This is a genomic window from Clavibacter michiganensis subsp. insidiosus, from assembly GCF_002240565.1.
Lineage (GTDB): Bacteria > Actinomycetota > Actinomycetes > Actinomycetales > Microbacteriaceae > Clavibacter > Clavibacter insidiosus.
In genome coordinates this window covers 686,719-705,378 of the sequence record NZ_MZMO01000001.1, presented here as the reverse complement: position 1 = coordinate 705,378, position 18,660 = coordinate 686,719, and the positions used below count along the sequence as shown (strand labels likewise).

General features: G+C 73.4%; 12 protein-coding genes. 4 read left to right on the top strand and 8 right to left on the bottom strand.

Annotated elements, in window-relative coordinates; all coding sequences use genetic code 11:
• Window positions 1–13: 13 nt before the first annotated feature.
• Window positions 14–523, top strand: coding sequence for a hypothetical protein (locus tag B5P21_RS03685; protein WP_045529520.1), 510 nt, complete (start codon window positions 14–16; stop codon window positions 521–523).
• 9 nt (window positions 524–532) lie between these two features.
• Here B5P21_RS03685 and B5P21_RS03680 read toward each other — a convergent pair whose 3' ends face one another.
• Window positions 533–1,390, bottom strand: coding sequence for a LysR substrate-binding domain-containing protein (locus B5P21_RS03680; RefSeq protein WP_045529522.1), 858 nt, complete (start codon window positions 1,388–1,390; stop codon window positions 533–535).
• Window positions 1,391–1,545: 155 nt separating this feature from the next.
• Here B5P21_RS03680 and B5P21_RS03675 point away from each other — a divergent pair, with 155 nt between their 5' ends.
• Window positions 1,546–3,012 (top strand): MFS transporter, encoded by a 1,467-nt coding sequence (locus B5P21_RS03675; protein ID WP_045529523.1) that lies wholly within the window; start codon window positions 1,546–1,548, stop codon window positions 3,010–3,012.
• Here the strand turns inward: B5P21_RS03675 and B5P21_RS03670 are convergent.
• The gene (locus tag B5P21_RS03670) at window positions 2,921–3,952 is read right to left on the bottom strand and encodes an aldo/keto reductase (protein WP_045529525.1); all 1,032 of its coding nucleotides are present in this window, start codon (window positions 3,950–3,952) and stop codon (window positions 2,921–2,923) included. The genes B5P21_RS03675 and B5P21_RS03670 overlap by 92 nt on opposite strands.
• A 108-nt stretch (window positions 3,953–4,060) precedes the next feature.
• Here B5P21_RS03670 and B5P21_RS03665 point away from each other — a divergent pair, with 108 nt between their 5' ends.
• Window positions 4,061–4,744 carry a metal-dependent transcriptional regulator gene (locus tag B5P21_RS03665; protein ID WP_045529527.1) on the top strand — a complete coding sequence of 228 codons (684 nt, stop codon included), beginning with the start codon at window positions 4,061–4,063 and terminating at the stop codon, window positions 4,742–4,744.
• A 25-nt stretch (window positions 4,745–4,769) separates the two neighbouring features.
• Here B5P21_RS03665 and B5P21_RS03660 read toward each other — a convergent pair whose 3' ends face one another.
• From B5P21_RS03660 to B5P21_RS03650, 3 genes are all read right to left on the bottom strand, one after another.
• Entirely contained in the window at window positions 4,770–6,020 is a 1,251-nt protein-coding gene (locus tag B5P21_RS03660) for an Nramp family divalent metal transporter (protein ID WP_045529529.1), read from the bottom strand.
• 138 nt (window positions 6,021–6,158) lie between these two features.
• Window positions 6,159–7,088 carry an HAD family hydrolase gene (locus B5P21_RS03655; RefSeq protein ID WP_045529531.1) on the bottom strand — a complete coding sequence of 310 codons (930 nt, stop codon included), beginning with the start codon at window positions 7,086–7,088 and terminating at the stop codon, window positions 6,159–6,161.
• Between the two features lie 55 nt (window positions 7,089–7,143).
• Complete coding sequence (locus B5P21_RS03650; RefSeq protein ID WP_094170774.1) at window positions 7,144–8,442, bottom strand: MFS transporter; 1,299 nt, start codon at window positions 8,440–8,442, stop codon at window positions 7,144–7,146.
• 78 nt (window positions 8,443–8,520) lie between these two features.
• Between B5P21_RS03650 and purU the strand changes: the two genes are divergently transcribed.
• On the top strand, window positions 8,521–9,393 hold the full coding sequence (gene purU, locus B5P21_RS03645; RefSeq protein ID WP_094170773.1) for a formyltetrahydrofolate deformylase: 873 nt from the start codon (window positions 8,521–8,523) through the stop codon (window positions 9,391–9,393).
• Between the two features lie 108 nt (window positions 9,394–9,501).
• Here purU and B5P21_RS03640 read toward each other — a convergent pair whose 3' ends face one another.
• The 3 genes from B5P21_RS03640 to B5P21_RS03630 all read right to left on the bottom strand — a co-directional run bounded on the left by B5P21_RS03640 (window position 9,502) and on the right by B5P21_RS03630 (window position 18,471).
• Entirely contained in the window at window positions 9,502–13,110 is a 3,609-nt protein-coding gene (locus tag B5P21_RS03640) for a S8 family serine peptidase (protein WP_094170772.1), read from the bottom strand.
• A 309-nt stretch (window positions 13,111–13,419) separates the two neighbouring features.
• Window positions 13,420–17,010 (bottom strand): S8 family serine peptidase, encoded by a 3,591-nt coding sequence (locus B5P21_RS03635; protein ID WP_094170771.1) that lies wholly within the window; start codon window positions 17,008–17,010, stop codon window positions 13,420–13,422.
• 246 nt (window positions 17,011–17,256) lie between these two features.
• The gene (locus B5P21_RS03630) at window positions 17,257–18,471 is read right to left on the bottom strand and encodes an NADP-dependent isocitrate dehydrogenase (protein ID WP_045529537.1); all 1,215 of its coding nucleotides are present in this window, start codon (window positions 18,469–18,471) and stop codon (window positions 17,257–17,259) included.
• Window positions 18,472–18,660 lie beyond the last annotated feature (189 nt).

Below are 18,660 nucleotides of genomic sequence, written 5' to 3'. Positions count from 1 at the left end.
ACGGAGGAACGGCATGAGCGACGAGGGACGCGAGACGGACGAGCCCCGGGAGGGCGCGCGCGCCGCATCCGGGTTCGCCTGGCCCATGTGGGTCAACATCGGCTGGATCGCGCTCGGCGCCTGGCACGTGCTGGCGCCGGTCAACGACGCGTCCGGGTGGCTGGGCCTCTTCCAGATCGGCGTGGGCGCGTTCGGCATCCTCGCCTCGCGCCGCCGCGCCCGCCGTCTCGCCGAGGCGGAGGCCGCCGCCCTGCCGCTCGACGAGGTCACCCGGATCCCCGCCGACGTCGACGAGGAGCGCGCCCGGCTCGACGAGGCCGCTGCGGCCCACGCGGAGATGGACGCCCGGCTGCGCGCCCTCGCGATGCAGCTCGAGCAGCCCGGCGACCCGTCCGCGGATCCCGACAAGCCCGAGCCGCCGCACCAGCCCACCGGCCGGGGCCGCGGCCGGGGCCGGGGCCGGAAGGACCGCGCCCGCGAGGTCTGGCCCGACGACGACCTGCCGCCCGTCGCCCGCTGGTAGCCCGCCCCCTCAGCTCGCCCGCGTCACCCCGCGCGACATGATCGCCGAGGTCAGCGCCTCGATCGAGGCGCGCGGTCCGGCGGGGTTGTCCATCAGCACGTAGTCCACCTCGTCGAGCTCGGGCAGGCCGAGCCGCGAGGTCACCTTCACGAGGTCGGTGGGGATGAGCGCCTGCGGCAGCACCGCCACGCCCATGCCCGCGCGCACGGCCGCGAGCACGCCGTTCACGTCGCGCGTGCTGCACGTGATCCGCCAGGTGCGGCCCTCGCGCTCGAGGGCGTCCATGGCCATCTGCCTGCTGATGCTCGGGGCGCGGTACGCGATGAGCGGCACGGTCGCGCCGGGCTCCACGAGCGTGCGCTCGAGGCCCACCCACACCATGCGGTCGCGGCCCACGAGGCGCGCGCCCGGCTGCTCGTCGACCGTGGTCTTGGTGAGGATCAGGTCGAGCTGGCCCGCCAGCAGCCGCCGGTGCAGCGGCCCGCTCTGCGTCACCGTGAGCTCCAGCTCGATCTGCGGGTGCAGCTGCCGGAAGTGGCGGAGGATCCGCGGGAGCTGCGTGATCGCGAGGTCGTCCGCGGTGCCGAAGCGCAGGCGGCCGCTCACCTCGGATCCACCGAAGTAGCTCTCCGCCGCCCGGTGCGCCGCCAGGATCGTGCGCGCGAAGCCCGCCATCGCGTCGCCCGCGTCGGTGAGGCGCATGGCCCGGGTGTCGCGCGCGATGAGGGTGCGGTCGACCGCGCGCTCGAGCCGGCGCACCTGCTGGCTCGCGGTCGGCTGGCTGATCCCGAGCCGCGCGGCCGCCTGCGTGAAGCTGCGGGTGTCGGCGACGGCGAGGAAGGTCGCGAGCAGGGTCGGGTCGAGCACGGCGCCTCCCGGCCATTCGAGGATGTGATGCCACTCATCATGTCGAAACGGGATCCGAATGGGAAGCCCGCGGGTAGCGTCGGTCGCGGCTCGACGCCGAGCCCATCCATGCAGAACCGACGCCACCCATACGCGACCGCCACCGCAGGAACACCGTGACCCCGCCGAACGCCTTCCCCCCGACCGCCCCGCTCCCGATCCAGACCCAGCGCCCGCCGTGGCGCCACACGCTCATCGCCCTGAGCGTGCCGAACTTCCGTCGGTTCACGGCCTCCAACGTCATCGCCATGACCTCGGGCTGGATGCAGCGCATCGCCCAGGACTGGCTCGTGCTCGAGCTCACCGGCAGCGTCACCGCGGTCGGGATCACGGTCGCGATGCAGTTCGCGCCGATGCTGCTCTTCGGCCTGCTCGGCGGCGTCATCGTCGACCGGTGCTCGAAGCGGATGCTGATGATGATCACGCAGGGCACCTACGCGCTCCTCAGCGCGCTGCTCGCCGTGCTCACGCTGTCGGGCGCCGTGGAGGCGTGGCACATCTTCGCCATCGCGTTCGCGACCGGGCTCGTGACGGTGATCGACAACCCGGCCCGGCAGGTGTTCGTGACGGAGATCGTCGGGCAGAAGCACCTCAGGAACGCCATCAGCGTCAACTCGTCGGTGTTCCAGCTCGGCGGCATGGTGGGCCCCGCGCTCAGCGGCATCCTGCTGCTCGCGGTCGGCGCCGGCTGGTCGTTCGCGATCAACGCCCTCGCGTGCGTCGTCGTGGTGCTCACGCTGTGGAGCCTGAAGACCCGCGACCTGATCCGCATCCCGCCCGCCCCGCGCCGCCGCGGCCAGCTCGCGGAGGGCCTCCGGTACGCGCGCTCCAAGCCGACGATCCTGTGGCCCGTCGTGCTCGTGGCGGTGTTCAGCGTCTTCGGGCTCACGATGCCCGTGCTGCTCGCGGCGTTCGCGAGCCAGGTCTACGACGTGGGCGCGGGCGGCTACGGGTTCTTCAACTCGATGGTGGCGATCGGCGCGCTCACGGGCGCGCTGCTCTCGACCCGCCGCGCGACCGTGCGGCTGCGCGCCATCGTGGTGGGCGTCGGGATCACCGGGCTGCTGCAGGCCGCCGCGGGGCTCATGCCGGGCATCGCGCCGTTCGCGGTGCTGCTCGTGACGGTGGGCATGGCGTCGCTGCTGTTCCAGACCGCGGCGAACTCGCTCGTGCAGCTCTCCAGCAACGTGGCCATCCGCGGGCGCGTGATGAGCGTCTACGTGCTCGTGCTGCTCGGCGGCCAGGCGATCGGCGGGCCGCTCATGGGCGGGATCGTCGAGGCGTGGGGCGTGCACGCCGGCATGGTCGTGTCCGGCGGGATGCCGGCGCTGGCCGCCGCGGTCGTCGCCGTGGTCCTCGCCCGCCGCGGGCAGCTGACCCTCGAGGTCGTGGTGCGCCGGCGCGTGCTGCGCGTGCGGATCACGCCCCGGGCGCCGGGGGCCGGCCGTCCCCGCGTCGCCGGGGCGGACGAGGGGACGGCCGGCGGCGGGCTCAGCCGCGCACGTCGATCGCGCGGTGGCGCTGCTGCACGCCGGCCGGGCCGTACGGGTAGTCGGACACCACGGGCGCGCTCACCGCGCTGAGCGACGCGATCTCGTCGGCCGTGAGCTCGAGGTCGGCGGAGGCCATGTTGTCCTCGAGCTGCTCCACGGTGCGGGCGCCGAGGATCACGCTGGTCACCGCCGGCTGCGCCTCGAGCCACGCGAGCGAGACCCGCGCCGAGCTGGATCCGTGCGCGTCGGCGATCCGGCGCACCTCGTCGAGGATCGCCCACGTGCGCTCCTGGCCGTTCCGCGGCGTGAACGCCTCCATGCCGCGCTCCGGGTCCTCGCCGAGGCGGGTGGCGCCGGTGGGCGTCTCGTCGCGGCGGTACTTGCCGGTGAGCCAGCCGCCCGCGAGCGGCGACCACGGCAGGAGCCCGATGCCGGCGTCGAGCGACGCGGGCACGATCTCCGACTCGATCTCGCGCACGAGCAGCGAGTACTGCGGCTGCAGCGTCACGGGCGGCGTGTACCCGAGCGCCTTCGCGAGCCCGACCGCCTTCGTCAGCTGCCAGCCGAGGTAGTTGGAGAAGCCGTAGTACGAGATCTTGCCGGCGCGCACGGCGTCGTCGAGGAAGCGCAGGGTCTCCTCGAGCGGGGTCACGGCGTCCCAGGCGTGCATCTGGTACAGGTCGATCGTGTCCACGCCGAGGCGGCGGAGCGAGTCGTCGAGCGCGTGGGCGAGGTGGCGGCGCGAGGTGCCGACGTCGTTGTTCCCCTCCCCCATCGGGAAGCGGCCCTTCGTGGCGACGACGAGCTGGTCGGCCTCGGTCGGGTGGGCCGCGAGCCAGCGGCCGACGATCTCCTCCGAGACGCCCGACGTGTAGACGTCCGCCGTGTCGATGAACGTGCCGCCGCCCTCGACGTACGCCGCGAGGATGCGCCCCGAGGTCTCCTCGTCCGCCTCCGCGCCGAAGGTCATGGTGCCGAGCGCGTAGGTCGAGACGACCGCGCCGCTGTTCCCGAGATTCCGGTAGTGCATGTGGTTCCTCCATCGGATCCGCCGCGGGCGTCCCTGCCCGCGGTCCGCTCCAGCTTGCACCGCTCGGGCGGCCGGGTACCGGGAAGGGCTGCTCGGTACCATGGGCGCATGTCCGTCGACGAGCTCTCCAGCGCCGCGCAGGACTACCTCAAGCTCATCTGGACCGCCACCGAGTGGACCGACCAGCCCATGACCGTCAGCCGCCTGGCCGAGCGGCTCGGGATCCGGCCCGCCACCGCGTCCGACGGGATCCGCCGCCTCACCGCGCAGGGCCTCGTGGAGCACCGGCCGTACGGCAGCATCGAGCTCACCGACGACGGGCGCCGCCACGCGATCCAGATGGTGCGCCGCCACCGGCTGCTCGAGACGTTCCTCGTGGAGGTGCTCGGCTACGGCTGGGACGAGGTGCACGACGAGGCCGAGGTGCTCGAGCACGCGGTCTCCGACGACTTCGTGACGCGCATCGACGCGCACCTCGGGCACCCGTCCCGGGATCCGCACGGCGACCCCATCCCCTCGGCCGACGGGGAGCCGCACCTGCCGGACGCGACCCGGCTCGCGGAGGCCGCCGCCGACCGGCCCATGCGCGTGCGCCGCATCTCCGACGAGGACCCGCGCCTGCTGCGCGAGCTCGCCGAGCACGGCATCGGGCTCGACGCGACGCTCGTGCGCGCGGGCGCGTCGGCCGACCCGCACGACCCGTCCGCCGTGGTCGTGACGGTCGACGGATCCGCGCGCCGCCCGCTCACGGCCGCCGCGGCGTCCGCGGTGTGGGTCTCCGACGCCGGCTGAGCGCGCGCCAAGGCCGACGCCCGGCTCAGCCCGTGAAGGTCAGCACCACGAGCGCGACGTTGAGCACCACCACGAGCGACACCGCGACCCACGCCGCGATGCGCGTGAGCGGCCGGTCGACGTGCGCGCCCATCACGCGGCGGTCGCCCGTCAGGCGGATGAGCGGGACGAGCGCGAACGGGATCCCGAGGCTCAGCACGACCTGGCTGACCACCAGCGCGGTCGTCGGGTCCACGCCGATCGCGAGGATCGCGAGCGCAGGGATGAGCGTCACCACGCGCCGCGCGAGCAGCGGCACCTTCACGTGCAGCAGGCCGCCCATGATCGCCGCGCCCGCGTAGGCGCCGACCGACGTCGACGCGAGCCCCGACGCGAGCAGCCCGACCGCGAAGACCACGCCGACGACCGGCCCGAGCGACGCCGTGATGGCCGCGTGCGCGCCCTCGATCGAGTCGGTTCCGGGCACGCCGCCGAGGCTCGCCGCCGCGATGAGGAGCATGGAGATGTTGACGGCGCCGGCCACGGCGAGCGCGGTGATCACGTCCCAGCGCGTCGCGCGGAGCAGCCGGCGGAGCACGCCGTCGTCGGTCTGCACGCCGTGCCGGTCGCGGCTCAGCGACGAGTGCAGGTACACGGCGTGCGGCATGACGGTCGCGCCGAGCATGCTCGCGGCGAGCAGCACGCTGTCCGGCCCGTCGAAGCGCGGCACGAGGCCGCCCGCGATGCCGGATCCCGACAGCGGGCTCACGACGAGGCCCGTGAGGAAGCCGATGGTGATCACGAGGAGGAGCGCGCCGATCACCAGCTCGAACGGCCGCTGCCCGTGGCGCGACTGCACGGCGAGGAGGCCGATCGAAACGAGGCCGACGATCACGCCGCCGGCGACGAGCGGGATCCCGAACAGCAGGTGCAGCGCGATCGCCCCGCCGATGACCTCCGCGAGGTCGGTGGCCGCGGCGATGAGCTCGGCCTGCACCCAGAATGCGCGGCGCCGCGTGGTCGGGAGCCGCTGGCCGAGCAGCTCCGGCAGGCTGCGCCCGGTGACGAGCCCGAGCTTCGCCGACTGGTACTGCACGAGCACGGCGATGAGGTTCGCGGCCACGAGCACCCACACGAGCAGGTAGCCGTAGCGCGCACCGGCGGTGAGGTTGGCGGCGACGTTGCCGGGATCCACGTACGCGATGGCCGCGACGAACGCCGGGCCGAGCAGGAGCACGAGCCGCGGGCCCGAGACGGGCCGACGCGCGCGCGGGCGCTCGGGGGCGGTGCGGGTCATGGCGGCCTCTCCGTCGAAGTGTTAGCCGAGGCTAACATCCGTTCGCGCACACGCGGAAGGGCCCGTCCGGATGCGGACGGGCCCTCGGGTCCGCGGCGCGCGCGGCGGGCGGCCGCGCGCGGATCAGCGGAGCGCGGATCAGCTCGCGGAGCGCCCCGGCGCCAGGAACGCGGAGTCGTCCTCCGCCTCGCCGCGCACGATGCGCACCCACTGAGCCAGGAGCGCGGCGCCCGCCTCGTCGTGGATGAGGTCGCCGGCCGTGAGCACCGGGTACGGCGTCGCGGGGATCCCGTCGGTCGGCCGCACGTCGACGTGCGCGACCTCGTGGCCGTTCTCGTGCAGCCACGTCGCCATCGCGTAGTCGGTGCGGGAGTCGCCGACCGTGCGCCAGCGCAGCGGGAGCGGCCCGCTGTCGGCGAGCAGCTCCAGGGCGCGCGCGGCGCCCAGGTCCTTGCCGAGGCGGATCGACTCGACGTCCGTCGAGATGATCGTGGGATCCACGCGCACCTGCACCTCGCCCTCCGCGTCGGGCACCTCCACGCCCTCGAGCACCGAGCCGAGCCCGTGCAGGGTGAGCATCTCGACCGCGCGCGCGTCGAGGTCGGGCTGCACCCGGAGGTAGTCGGCGGAGGACACGCTTGTGAGCTGCTCGAGCGAGACCATGGCGTGCTTGGTGGTGTCGAAGAACATCCAGTCGGCGAAGCGCTCGGCCACGAGCCGCTCCATGTCGCGCATGTACGCCTCGGGCAGCGCGAGCGACCGGTCGACGTGCACCTCCCCCGCGCCGTCGGGCGTGATGGAGAACCAGGAGGCGCCCTTCTCGCACACCGCGTGCACGCGCGCGCCCGCCGGGAGACCCGCGTCGAGCAGCGGGCCGACGACCTGGTCCCGGATGAAGGCGTCCGAGCGTCCGGTGTTGAAGACGACGGGGACGCCGGCGTCCGCGAGCTCCACGAGGTCTGCGGCGATGCTCGGGATCGCGAGGGTGCGGGTGATCGGGCTGGCGATGGGGCCGTCGACGTCGAGGAGGAGGCCGAGGGGCGCGGGGGTCGTGGTCACGGCCCCCATCCTCCCGCAGGGCGAAGGGCCCCCGGTGCGACCGGGGACACCGGCCGCGCGGGCCTCAGCCGGCGGAGCGCGCCGCGGCCGCGCGACCCCGGGCGGCGCGGCCCGCGGATCCCACGACGAGCACGACCGACACCGCCATGACCGCGAGGAACGCCCCCGGCAGGGCAGCGATGCCGAACCCGTCGAGCAGCGCTCCGCCCACGAGCGCGCCCCCGCCGATGCCCACGTTGAAGGCGGTCGTGTAGAACGAGCTGGCCGTGTCGCGGAACGACGGGTGCGCGGCGTGCAGCATGCGCGTCTGGAGCAGGGTCGGGATCGCGCCGAACGCCAGGCCCCAGAGGAGGAAGGCGGGGATCGCGACGGCCCAGAGGCCGGGCACGAACGCGAGCGCGCTGACGCCCGCCGCCGCCGCGAGCCCCGCGAGCACCCCCAGCTGCGGGCGGCTCGCGAACACGGTGCCCGCGACGAGGAGCCCGACCCCGCCGGCGATCCCGTAGCCGAAGAGCATGGCGCTGAGCTGCTGCTCGGGGATCCGCATCACGCGCGCGACGAACGGGTCGACGTACGTGTACAGGCCGTAGTGGCCGATCATGATGACCATCGCCGTGAGGCACACGAGCAGCACGCCGCCGAGGCCCTGCCCGGCCATGCGCTGCCGCAGGCCGACGCGACCGCCCGCGGGCACGCCGACGGGCGCCTCCCGCTCGGGCCGCCCGACCGCGGGCAGGAACCGCCACACGAGCAGGATCCCCAGGAGCGTGAGCACGCCGATCCCCGCGAACGCCGCCCGCCAGCCGAACGTCTGCCCGGCCGCGGTGCCGAGCGGCACGCCGAGCACGAACGCGAGGCTGCCGCCGCCGACCGTGAGCGCGACCGCCCGGCCGATGAGCGCGGGCGGCACGAGGTGCGCGGAGTACGCGCCGACGACCGCCCAGAACAGGCCGTGCGCCAGGCCGCCGAGCACGCGCGTCGCGGTGACGAGCTCGAAGGTGGGCGCGATCGCCGTGAGGAGGTTGCTCGTCGCGAAGACGGCCAGCACCGCGAGCAGCAGCGCGTGCCGCGGGACCCGACGGGTGAGGGCCGCGAGCGGCGCGCTCGAGACGACCACCGCGACCGCGAAGACCGAGACGAGGAGGCCGACGCGCGACTCCTCCACGCCGAGGTCGCCGCTCATCTCGCTGAGGAGGCCCGTGGGCAGCATCTCGCTCGTGACGCTGAGGAACACGCACGCGGCGAGCGTGAGGATGCCGACCCAGGGGAAGCGGAACGACGGGTCGGCACCGGGCCGCGGGCGGCGGCCCGAGCGCTCGGCGCGCTCGAGGTCGGGCAGGAATATGGGGGAGGTGTTCGTCATGGAGACCCACAGGACGTCGACGGCGGGAGTGCTCCCGGGGCCGGCGGGACCCGCGCAGCCAGTCGATAGCCTAGAGGGATGACCGACCAGGCCACCCCCGCGCGTCCGCCGCACCGCGTCCTCGTCTTCTCCTGCGACGACCGCCCGGGCATCGTGCACGCCATCGCGGGCGCGATCGTCGAGGCCGGCGGCGACATCACCGAGTCGCAGCAGTTCTCGAGCGCCGACACGGGCCGGTTCTTCATGCGGCTGCAGATCCAGAGCGCGGCCGACGACGACCGGCTGGCCGACGCGCTCGCCGCCGTGGTCGAGCGCTACGACGCCACGTGGCACCTCGACGAGGTGGGCCGGCCGCTGCGCACGCTCGTGCTGGGATCCACCGCCGAGCACTGCGTGAACGACCTGCTCTTCCGGCAGCGCGCGGGCCAGCTGCCCGTCGAGATCCCGCTGGTGCTCAGCAACCACGGGAGGCTGGCCGACCTCGCGGGCTTCTACGGCGTGCCCTTCGAGCACGTGCCCGTCACCGACGACGCGTCGAAGCGGGCGTTCGAGGACCGCGTGATCCGCGCGGTCGAGGAGCACGACATCGAGCTGGTGGTGCTCGCGCGCTACATGCAGATCCTCTCCCCCGAGCTGTGCGCGCGCCTCAGCGGCCGGATCATCAACATCCACCACTCCTTCCTGCCCGGCTTCAAGGGCGCGAACCCCTACAAGCAGGCGCACGCACGCGGCGTGAAGCTCATCGGCGCGACCGCCCACTTCGTCACGAGCGACCTCGACGAGGGCCCGATCGTGGAGCAGAACGTCGTGCGGGTCGACCACTCGCGCAGCGCGCGCGAGCTCATGGCGATCGGGCAGGACGAGGAGTCGCGCACCCTCACGCAGGCCGTGCGCTGGTTCGCGGAGCACCGCGTGCTGCTCGACGGCGCGCGGACGATCATCTTCCGCTGACGCGCGTACCGGGACCCGCGCGACCGCGACGCGCCGGGCCCGGACGACGAGAGGGGCGGGCGCCTCCCGGCACCCGCCCCTGCGCGGTCGATCGCTACGTCAGCCGGATCAGCGGCTCACGTAGAGGTACTTCGGCGCGCTGGTCTTCGCCGCGTTCGCGGCGTCGCCCGCGTACGTCGCGGTGACCGCGTAGCGGCCCTTCGCGTACGCCGGCAGCTCGACGCGTCCGGTGCCGGCCGCGTCGAGGGTGACCTCGAACGAGTCCGCGCCGACCTTGACGGTGACGGTGCCCGTGGGCGCCGCCTTCGCCGGACTGTCGACCTTGACCGTGACGACGGCCTTCTGCGCGCTCGTCAGCACGGCCGGCTTGACGCTCACTGTGATCGTGCTGGCCAGCTTGATCACGACGGGCTCGCTCGTCGCGGTGCCCGTGGGGCCCTCGGCCGGCTTCGCCGTCACGACGACGGTGATCGACTTGCCCGCGACCGACGGCGAGACCTTGTAGGTCGCGCGCGTCTGGCCGGGGAGCGCCCTGCCGTCCGCGTACCACTGGTACGAGTACTTCAGGCCCTCCTGGTCCCACGTGCCAGGCGACGCGGTGAGCGTCTGGCCGGCGACGGGGGTCCCGGTGATCACGGGCGGCGCGGTGGCCGCCGGCGCCGGGATGGCACCGGACTCGACGCGCACGTAGGTCGTGAAGCCGGATCCCGAGTAGGCCACGCGGCCGAGGTACGCGGTCTCGGGCTCGAGGTCGCTCCACGATGCCGTGTAGGTGACCGGTCGGCTCTGCACCGCGTCGATCGGGTTCGGGGACACCGTGAAGGCGCCCTCGTCCGACGTCGTGGACAGGTCGAACTGCGTGACCGTGTACGACGCCGCCGTCGCGCCCGTGGGGATCGAGAAGACGTCGACCTTGACCACGTACTCGCCGGGGGCCGGCGTCTCGATGGTCACGGACTCGTCGGCCGATGCGGTGGCCGACGTGTACGTCGTCGTCTTCCCATCGGCGACGCGCGTCACCGTGAGGTCGAGGTCGGCCGCGTCGTCCACGGAGTCGAGGTCGATCCGCGTGGCCAGCTGCCCCTCCGGCACGGTGACCGTGTAGGTCGCCGACGTCTTCGCGGGTCCGGAGCCGGTGTACGGCGACGAGGCGTCCTTCGAATCCGGGATCACGACGCCGCGGGCGAGGCCCTCGGCGGTGAGCGCGATGGAGCCGGTGGCGCCCGGGGTGACCGTGACGTCCACGGATCCGTCGATGCCGGCGCCCTGCACCTCGGCGGGGGCCGCGATGGAGACGGGGTTGACGGCGACGGGGCTGCGCACGACGTGGTCGGCGCTCGTCCAGGTGAGCGAGCCCGTGGCGTACTCGTCGACGGTCGCCGTGGTGCGCGTGAACGCGACCTCGAACGACTTCGTCTGGCCCGCCTCGGTGAACTCGAGCGTGGACGGCGTGACGTCCGCCTGCACGCCGGCGAGGCCCTGCACGCTGGCCGCGTAGGTGCCGGGGCCCGTGGAGGTGACCTCGCGCGTCACGGTCTCGGAGCCCGTGAGGGTGCCGATCGCGATGCTCGCCAGGTTCAGCTCGGAGGGGTCGACGGGATCGACGCCCGTCGCGTAGCCGAGGGCCACGAGGTACGCGCCCCAGTCGCTGCGGTCGTTGAGGTAGAGCAGGCCGGGGTCGAGGTAGCGACGCGCGTCGACGTGACCGGCGCCCTGGCTGAACGGATCCGTGACCTTCGCGCCGTCCGCGTCCACCGTGTCGTACGCGGTGGTCATGAGGGCCGATTTGACCTCGGCGGGCGTCGCCTTCGGCTTCTCGCCGAGGTACAGCAGCGCGAGGCCGGCCACGTGCGGGGCCGCCATCGAGGTGCCGGAGAGGAGCGCGAAGGTCGGCTCGCCGCCCTCGGCGTTGTTCGTCGCCGCGATGATCGAGACGCCGGGCGCCGTGACGTCGGGCTTCAGGATGTCGCTGCCGTCCGCGAGCACCGGGCCGCGCGAGCTGAAGCCCGCGACCTGGGGCGTCGGCGCGGAGACGCCCGTCGTGTTGTCCGGCACCAGCGTGACGGTCGCGCCGGGGGTGGCCGCGTACGCGGAGACCGCGGCGTAGACGTCGGCGTCGAGGTGGACGGTCGGCACGGAGTGCGTGTCGGCGTCGATGGAGTTGGGCGTCGGGTTCACGAGCACCATGCCGATGCCGCCCGCGCGCTCGACCTCGGCCGACTTCGCGACCCGGTCGAACGTGCCGCGCTCGCACAGCACGATCTTCCCGGCGGTCTTCGCGGGATCCAGCGCGCCGGGTCCGCAGAGGGCCGGCGTGACCGCCACGGCGACGGAGGCGGCCGCGACGAACGCGCCCGAGACCGGCTCGGTCACGGTGATGGACGAGCCGGCGAGCTGCTGCCCGTCGCCGAGCTCCGCGGTGGCCTCGAAGTTGCCCGCGACCGTGCTCGCGCCGACCGTGGTGATCCACGGCGACGCGTTGTCGAGCGTGGAGGCGCCGGGGCCGGAGTTGCCCGCGGAGGCGGAGACGAAGATGCCCGCGCTGGCGGCACCGAGGAACGCCGCGTCGGTCGCGGAGAACGTGGTCTCCGCGGATCCGCCGCCGATGGAGTAGTTGATGACATCGACGCCGTCCTCCGTCGCCTGCTCGATGGCGGCGACCAGGTCGGCGCCCGCGCAGCCGTCGTCGGTCTGAACGGAGCCGTCGGGGCCCGACCAGCAGACCTTGTACGCGGCGATCTTCGACGCGGGCGCGACGCCCGAGGTCTCGCCGAGCGGGTTGCCGTCGATGGTGGCCTCCACGCCGGCCTCGCCCGCCGCGGTGGACGCGGTGTGCGAGCCGTGGCCGTCGCCGTCGCGTGGGGAGACGTACTCGCCCGTCGTGGCGTCGCCGATGTTCGCCGTGCCGAAGCCGTCCACGAAGTAGCGGGCGCCGACGATCTTGGTGCTGCAGTCGTCCGCGGCGAACTGCTCGCCGGTCTGGCAGGCGCCCGTGAACTGCGTGCCGTCGCCCTTGTCGAAGCGGATCGTGGATCCGTCGCGGTAGGGCGCGTCGCCCGCGGCGATCCCGAGCGGCTCGCCCGCGAAGGACGGGTTCTCGGGCGCGATGCCCGTGTCGATGACGCCGATGACGGCGCCCTCGCCCGCGTCCTCCTGGCCGCCCGTCTTCGCCCAGACGCCGTCCGGGCCCGTGAGCCCGAGGAAGTCGACCGCGGGGGTGGAGGTGGGGTGGTAGATCCGGTCGGGCTCGACGCTCAGGACCTTCCGGTCGCTCGTGAGCGCCGAGGCCTGCTCGGCGGTGAGGTCGGCCGAGAAGCCGTTGACCGTCAGGGAGTACGAGTAGTCGATGTCGGCGCCGACGCTGGCGGCGACATCCTCCTGCTGGCCCTTCAGGTAGTCCGTGTACTCCGAGACGGGAGCGGACCGCGCGTCGCGCTGCGTGCCCGAGCGGGCCTCGGTGGCGGCGAGTCCGGAGACGCCGCCCTGGTAGGTCGCGGCGGCCTCGTCGGCGAGGGTCACGATGTAGCGTCCGTCCTCCAGGTCGGACGCCGGCGTCGCGACGTTCGGCGCCGGGGCGGCGAAGGCGCCGCCCGCTCCGAACGTGACGAGGCCGGCGGCGACGAGGGCGGTGGCAGCGACGGAGGCCGTCGCCCTGCGCAGGGATGATGCGCGGTCGGACTCCGAGCGGAGCCGGGGGGAGCGTGGGATCACGAACACGTCCTTCGAGAGGGGATGAGTGGCCCGCGCGTACCCCTTGCGACACGCGCGACTCCTCAACATACCCCGGGTATTCGCCCTGAGAACGGCCGGGTGTTACCGCCGTGTAACAGTTGCCTCGGCCCTCAGAAGCCCGTCCTGGCGGGATCCCCACCCGATCACGCGCCGCCGGAGCCGGAGCGCGATACCCTGCCACGGGGTAGCCTTTCAGGAACCACCGCTCCCTCTCGTGTGCTGATCGGGTGCCGCACGCACGACGGAGGGCGGGTGCCAGCCGGCACCCGCCCTCCGCTCGTCGCCCCGCGAGGATCAGCGCACGCGAATCCTCTGCGCGCGGCTCGCGGCCCCGCCGACGAGGTTGTCGCCCACGTAGGAGGCCTGCACCGTGTGCGTCCCCGGTGCGACACCCGTGAGGTCCGCGCAGCCCGTGCCGGAGCCGTCAAGGGGCACGTCGTGCTCCGCGCCGTCCACGGTCACCCGCACCACCCCGGTGGCGGCCTGCTTCGCGGCCGAGGTCACCGACACCTGCACGTGCAGGGTGCCGCTCGCCGCGCCCTGCGGTTGCGTCGCCTGCAGGTGCACCGTCGCCGCGTCCCGGGCGGAGATGGTCGGGCTGGTGGCCACGCCCTTCTGCCCGTCGGATGCGGTGGCCGTCACCTGGACGGCGAGCGCCGTGCCCGCGACCGCGGAGGTCACGCGGAACGTGGATCCCGTCGCCCCGGCGATGGGCGTGCCGTTCGACAGCCACTGCGTGGCGAGCGTGACGCCTGCCGGGGTCCACGTGCCCGTCGACGCCGTCAGCGTCTGCCCGACGTCCGGCGTGCCGGTGATGGCCGGCGCCGTGGTCGCGGTGGGAGCCGCCGAGGCCGGGGGCGTGGTGACGCCCACGAGCGTGGTGGCGGCGCTCCCGCCGTAGCTGACGAGCCCGACGTACGAGGTGCCCGCCGCGAGGCCCGACCACGAGGCCGTGTACGTGGCCTTCTTCCCCGCGGTGACGGGGAGCTGAGCCGGCGAGACCGCGAAGGACCCCTCCCCGCCCGTGCCCTGCACGTCGTACCGCGTGAGGTCGTAGTCGACGCTCGTCGCCGAACCCGCGAGCTTCGCGGCCTGCACGGCGACGAAGTAGTCGCCCGGCGCCGGTGCCGGCACGACGATGCGCTCCGACAGCGACGGCGTGTCCTGCAGGCTCACCCGGGTGCGATCGCGGTCCGTCTTGCCCACCTTCTCGAGCTGCATCGCGAGATCCGAGGCCCCGTCGAGCGGCGTGGCGTCGAAGACCAGCGCCTTCTGGCCCGCCTTCACCGTGATCTTGAACTCCTCGCCCGCGGTGGTGCTGACGCTGCCGGTGTGGTCGGTCTTGCCGTCGCTCACCAGCTTGCCGCGGGTGAGCCCGGCGGTCGTGAGAGGGATCCGGCCCGTGACGCCCGCGTCGACCGTCACGTCGGCCTTCCCGCTCGTGCCCGTGCCGTCGACCGTCGCCGGGGCGGTGACCGCGGTCGGCCGCACCGCGATAGGGCTGCGGACGGTGCCGGCGGATCCGGTCCAGGTGAGCGAACCGGTCGACCACGCGTCGGACGGCGCACCGCGCTTCGCGGTGATGCGCACCTGGAAGGACTTCGTCTGGCCGGGAGCCGTGAACGTCAGCCGCGCGGGCGTGACCTTCACATCAGCCTGGGACACGCCCTGCACGGATGCCGTCCAGGTGCCCGCGGCCAGCGAGGTCACGGTGCGCGTGACGGTCGTGGATCCCATGAGCTTCCCGACGCCGATGCTCGGCAGGTTCAGCTGGGACGGGGCCACCGGCGCCACCGGGTCCGGCAGCGCGAGCCCCGTCGCCGCGGCGTAGCCGGCCCAGTCCTTCGCGCCGCTCGGGTAGAAGAGACCCGGCTCCAGGAACCGGTCCGGCGCGATCTGCCCCGCTCCCTGCGCGAACGGATCCGTGGCGGGCTTGCCATCGGCGCCGAGCGTGTCGGTCGCGGTCGTCATGAGCGCCGACTTGACCTCCGCCGGAGACGCCTTCGGGTGGACGCCGAGGTAGACGAGCCCGAATCCGGCGATGTGCGGCGAGGACATGGACGTGCCCGACTCCGGGGCGAATGCGGGCTTCCCGCCCTTGTCGCTGACCGCGGCGAGGATGCCCACGCCCGGAGCGGTGATGTCGGGCTTGATGGTGTCGCCGCCGTCGACCTCCTCGGAGGCGCCGCGGGAGCTGAATCCCGCGACCTGCGGCGCGGGGCGCTCGACGCCCGTCGTGTTGCCGTTCGTCAGGGTCGCCGTGGCACCGGGCTTCGCCGCGTAGTCGACGATCGCCTGCCGGGCGTCGGCGTCGACGTGGACCGTGGGGACGGTGTGCAGGTCGAGGTCCTGGGAGTCGGACTTGACGTTGGTGAGCACCATGCCGATCCCGCCCGCGCGCTTCACCTCGGCGCTCTTGTCGATGCGGTTGACGATGCCGCGGTCGCACTGCACGATGCGGCCGCGCACCTTGTCGGGATCCAGCGTCCCCGCGCCGCAGAGCTCGGGGGACGTGGCGCCCTTCACCCCGGAGTCCGCCGCCCGCACGAGGGGGCCCGACACGGGCGATCCCACGGTCATCGAGGCGCCGACGAAGGCCGCCCCGCTGCCGAGGGTGACCGTGCCGGAGTAGTTGCGCGGCACGCTGCTCGCCGCGACGGTGGTGATCCACGGCTCGGTGTTCGAGACCGTGCCGGCATTGGGGCCGCTGTTGCCCGCCGCTGCCGCGACGAAGATGCCGGCGTCCGCCGCACCGAGGAGGGCGCGCTGGAACGCGTCCGCGGCCTTGCCTGCGCCGCCGAGCGACATGTTGATCACGTCGACGCCGTCCGCGGTGGCCTGCTCGATGCCGGCGACGATGTCCGACAGCTCGCAGCCGTCATCGGTCTCCTTCGTCGGGTCGGGCCCGTCCCAGCACACCTTGTAGGCCGCGACCTTCGCGGCGGGCGCGATGCCCGCGATGGTCTCCTGGACGGTGCCCGCGGTCGCCGTCACGCCCGCGTCGCCCGCGGCCGTGCTCCCGGTGTGGCTCCCGTGGCCGTCCGTGTCGAGGGGGGACACCTTCTCCTGCGGCCCGAGCGGACGGTCCGTCGCCGCCCGGCCGGCCTCGAAGGCACGGGCGCCGACGATCTTGGTGGAGCAGTCGGAGGCGGTGAACCCGTCGCCCGCCTGGCACGTCCCGTGGAAGACGGTGCCGTCCCCCTTGCGGAAGTCGATGCGGGAGCCGTCGCGGTACGGGTCCGCCCCGGGCGTGGAGCCGAGGGGCTTCCCGGCGAAGGAGGGGCTGTCCGGGGCGATGCCGGTGTCGATGATGCCCACCACGGTGCCCTGGCCGGCCTTGTCGACGCCGCCCACCTTCGACCACAGGCCGTTGTCGCCCTCGAGCCCGATGAAGCGGGAGTCCGGCGTGGACGTGGGGTGCAGGGTCTGGTCGGGCTCCACGCTCAGGACGTCGCGATCCTGGCTGAGCGCCTGGACCTGCGCCGCCGTCAGCTTGGCCGAGAAGCCGTTCACGGTGAGCGAGTAGCGGTTGGTCGGGGTGACGCCCGCCGCGTCCGCGGCCGAGTCCTGGAGCTGCGTGAGGTGGTCGGAGTAGCGCTGCACGGCGTCCGACTGCGCATCGAGCCGCGCGCCCGGCTCGACCCGCGTGGGGGCCAGCCCGTCGAGGGTGCCGTCGTACGCCGCCGCAGGCTGGTCCCGCAGGGTCACGAGATAGGTGCCGTCCTTCGCGCCGAAGGGGACGGACGCGGTCGGCGCTTCATCCGCGGTGGCGGTCGTCGTGCCGGCGGCCACGAGGGCGAACGCGATGGCGCCGACCGCGAACGGGCGGGCAGCTCGGAGCCGCGGCCTCCGGCCGGGCGGCTGCGGGTCTCGATGGATGGGCATGGCTGTTCCCTCCTGTCGCCGGCGTCGGCCGGCTCGTGGATCCGCGGAGCTCGGGACGCGCAGAACGCGCGAGCCCCCGTCGCGGAGTCGCGTCGTCGACGCGATGGGCAGAACCGTAGGGAGTAATCCACGGCCCCCGTCGACCCTCTGCACACGTGAGGTTCACGCGAGCATGCGAGAGGCCCCGCCCCGGAACGGGGGCGGGGCCTCTCGGCGTGCGGCGGCGTCGGATCGACGCCCGCGGGATCAGGCCAGGCGCGTCTGCAGGTTGTCCGCGAGCGACGCGAGGAACTCCTCGGTCGTCTGGTACGGCTGGTCCGGGCCGACGAGGAGCGCGAGGTCCTTCGTCATCTTGCCGCTCTCGACCGTCGTGATGACGACGTCCTCGAGGGTGTCCGCGAACGTCTTCAGCGCGTCGTTGCCGTCGAGCTTGGCGCGGTGCGCGAGGCCACGGGTCCAGGCGTAGATCGACGCGATGGGGTTCGTCGAGGTGGGCTTGCCCTGCTGGTGCTGGCGGTAGTGGCGCGTGACGGTGCCGTGCGCGGCCTCCGCCTCGACGACCTTGCCGTCGGGCGTGGTGAGCACGCTCGTCATGAGGCCGAGCGAGCCGAAGCCCTGCGCGACGGTGTCGGACTGCACGTCGCCGTCGTAGTTCTTGCACGCCCAGACGTAGCCGCCCTCCCACTTGAGCGAGGCGGCGACCATGTCGTCGATGAGGCGGTGCTCGTAGGTGAGGCCCGCGGCGTCGAACTGCTCCTTGTACTCGGCCTCGAAGACCTCCTGGAACAGGTCCTTGAAGCGGCCGTCGTAGGCCTTGAGGATCGTGTTCTTGGTGGAGAGGTAGACGGGGTAGTTCCGGGCGAGGCCGTACGAGAGCGACGCGCGCGCGAAGTCGCGGATCGAGTCGTCGAGGTTGTACATGCCCATCGCGACGCCGGATCCGGGGCTCTGGAACACCTCGAACTGCTGCGGCTCCGAGCCGTCCTTCGGCGTGAAGGTCATCGTGAGCGTGCCCTCGCCCTCGAAGCGGAAGTCGGTGGCGCGGTACTGGTCGCCGAACGCGTGGCGGCCGACGATGATCGGCTTGTTCCAGCCGGGCACGAGGCGCGGGATGTTGCTGATGATGATGGGCTCGCGGAAGATCGTGCCGCCCAGGATGTTGCGGATGGTGCCGTTCGGCGAGCGCCACATCTTCTTCAGGCCGAACTCCTCGACGCGCGCCTCGTCGGGCGTGATCGTCGCGCACTTGACGCCGACGCCGTGCTTCTTGATGGCGTTCGCCGCGTCGATCGTGATCTGGTCGTCGGTCTCGTCGCGCTTCTCGATGCCCAGGTCGTAGTACTCGAGGTCGATGTCGAGGTACGGGTGGATGAGCGTGTCCTTGATGGACTGCCAGATGATGCGCGTCATCTCGTCGCCGTCGAGCTCGACGACGGTCCCCTCTACCTTGATCTTCTCCACGAAGTCCTCCTCATGCTCGTCGGTCGCCTCCGTGCGCGTCTCCGTCGGCGCGCGCCGGGCCCGGCTCGTCGCCGGTGGATCCGTGGGCCAGCCTACCCGGCGACCCCTGTCTCTCGACATCGAGACATCGGCGGGTCAGGGCCGAATCGCGCCCGGGCGCCGCCTCCCGGCCCGGCCTCCCGACCGGGC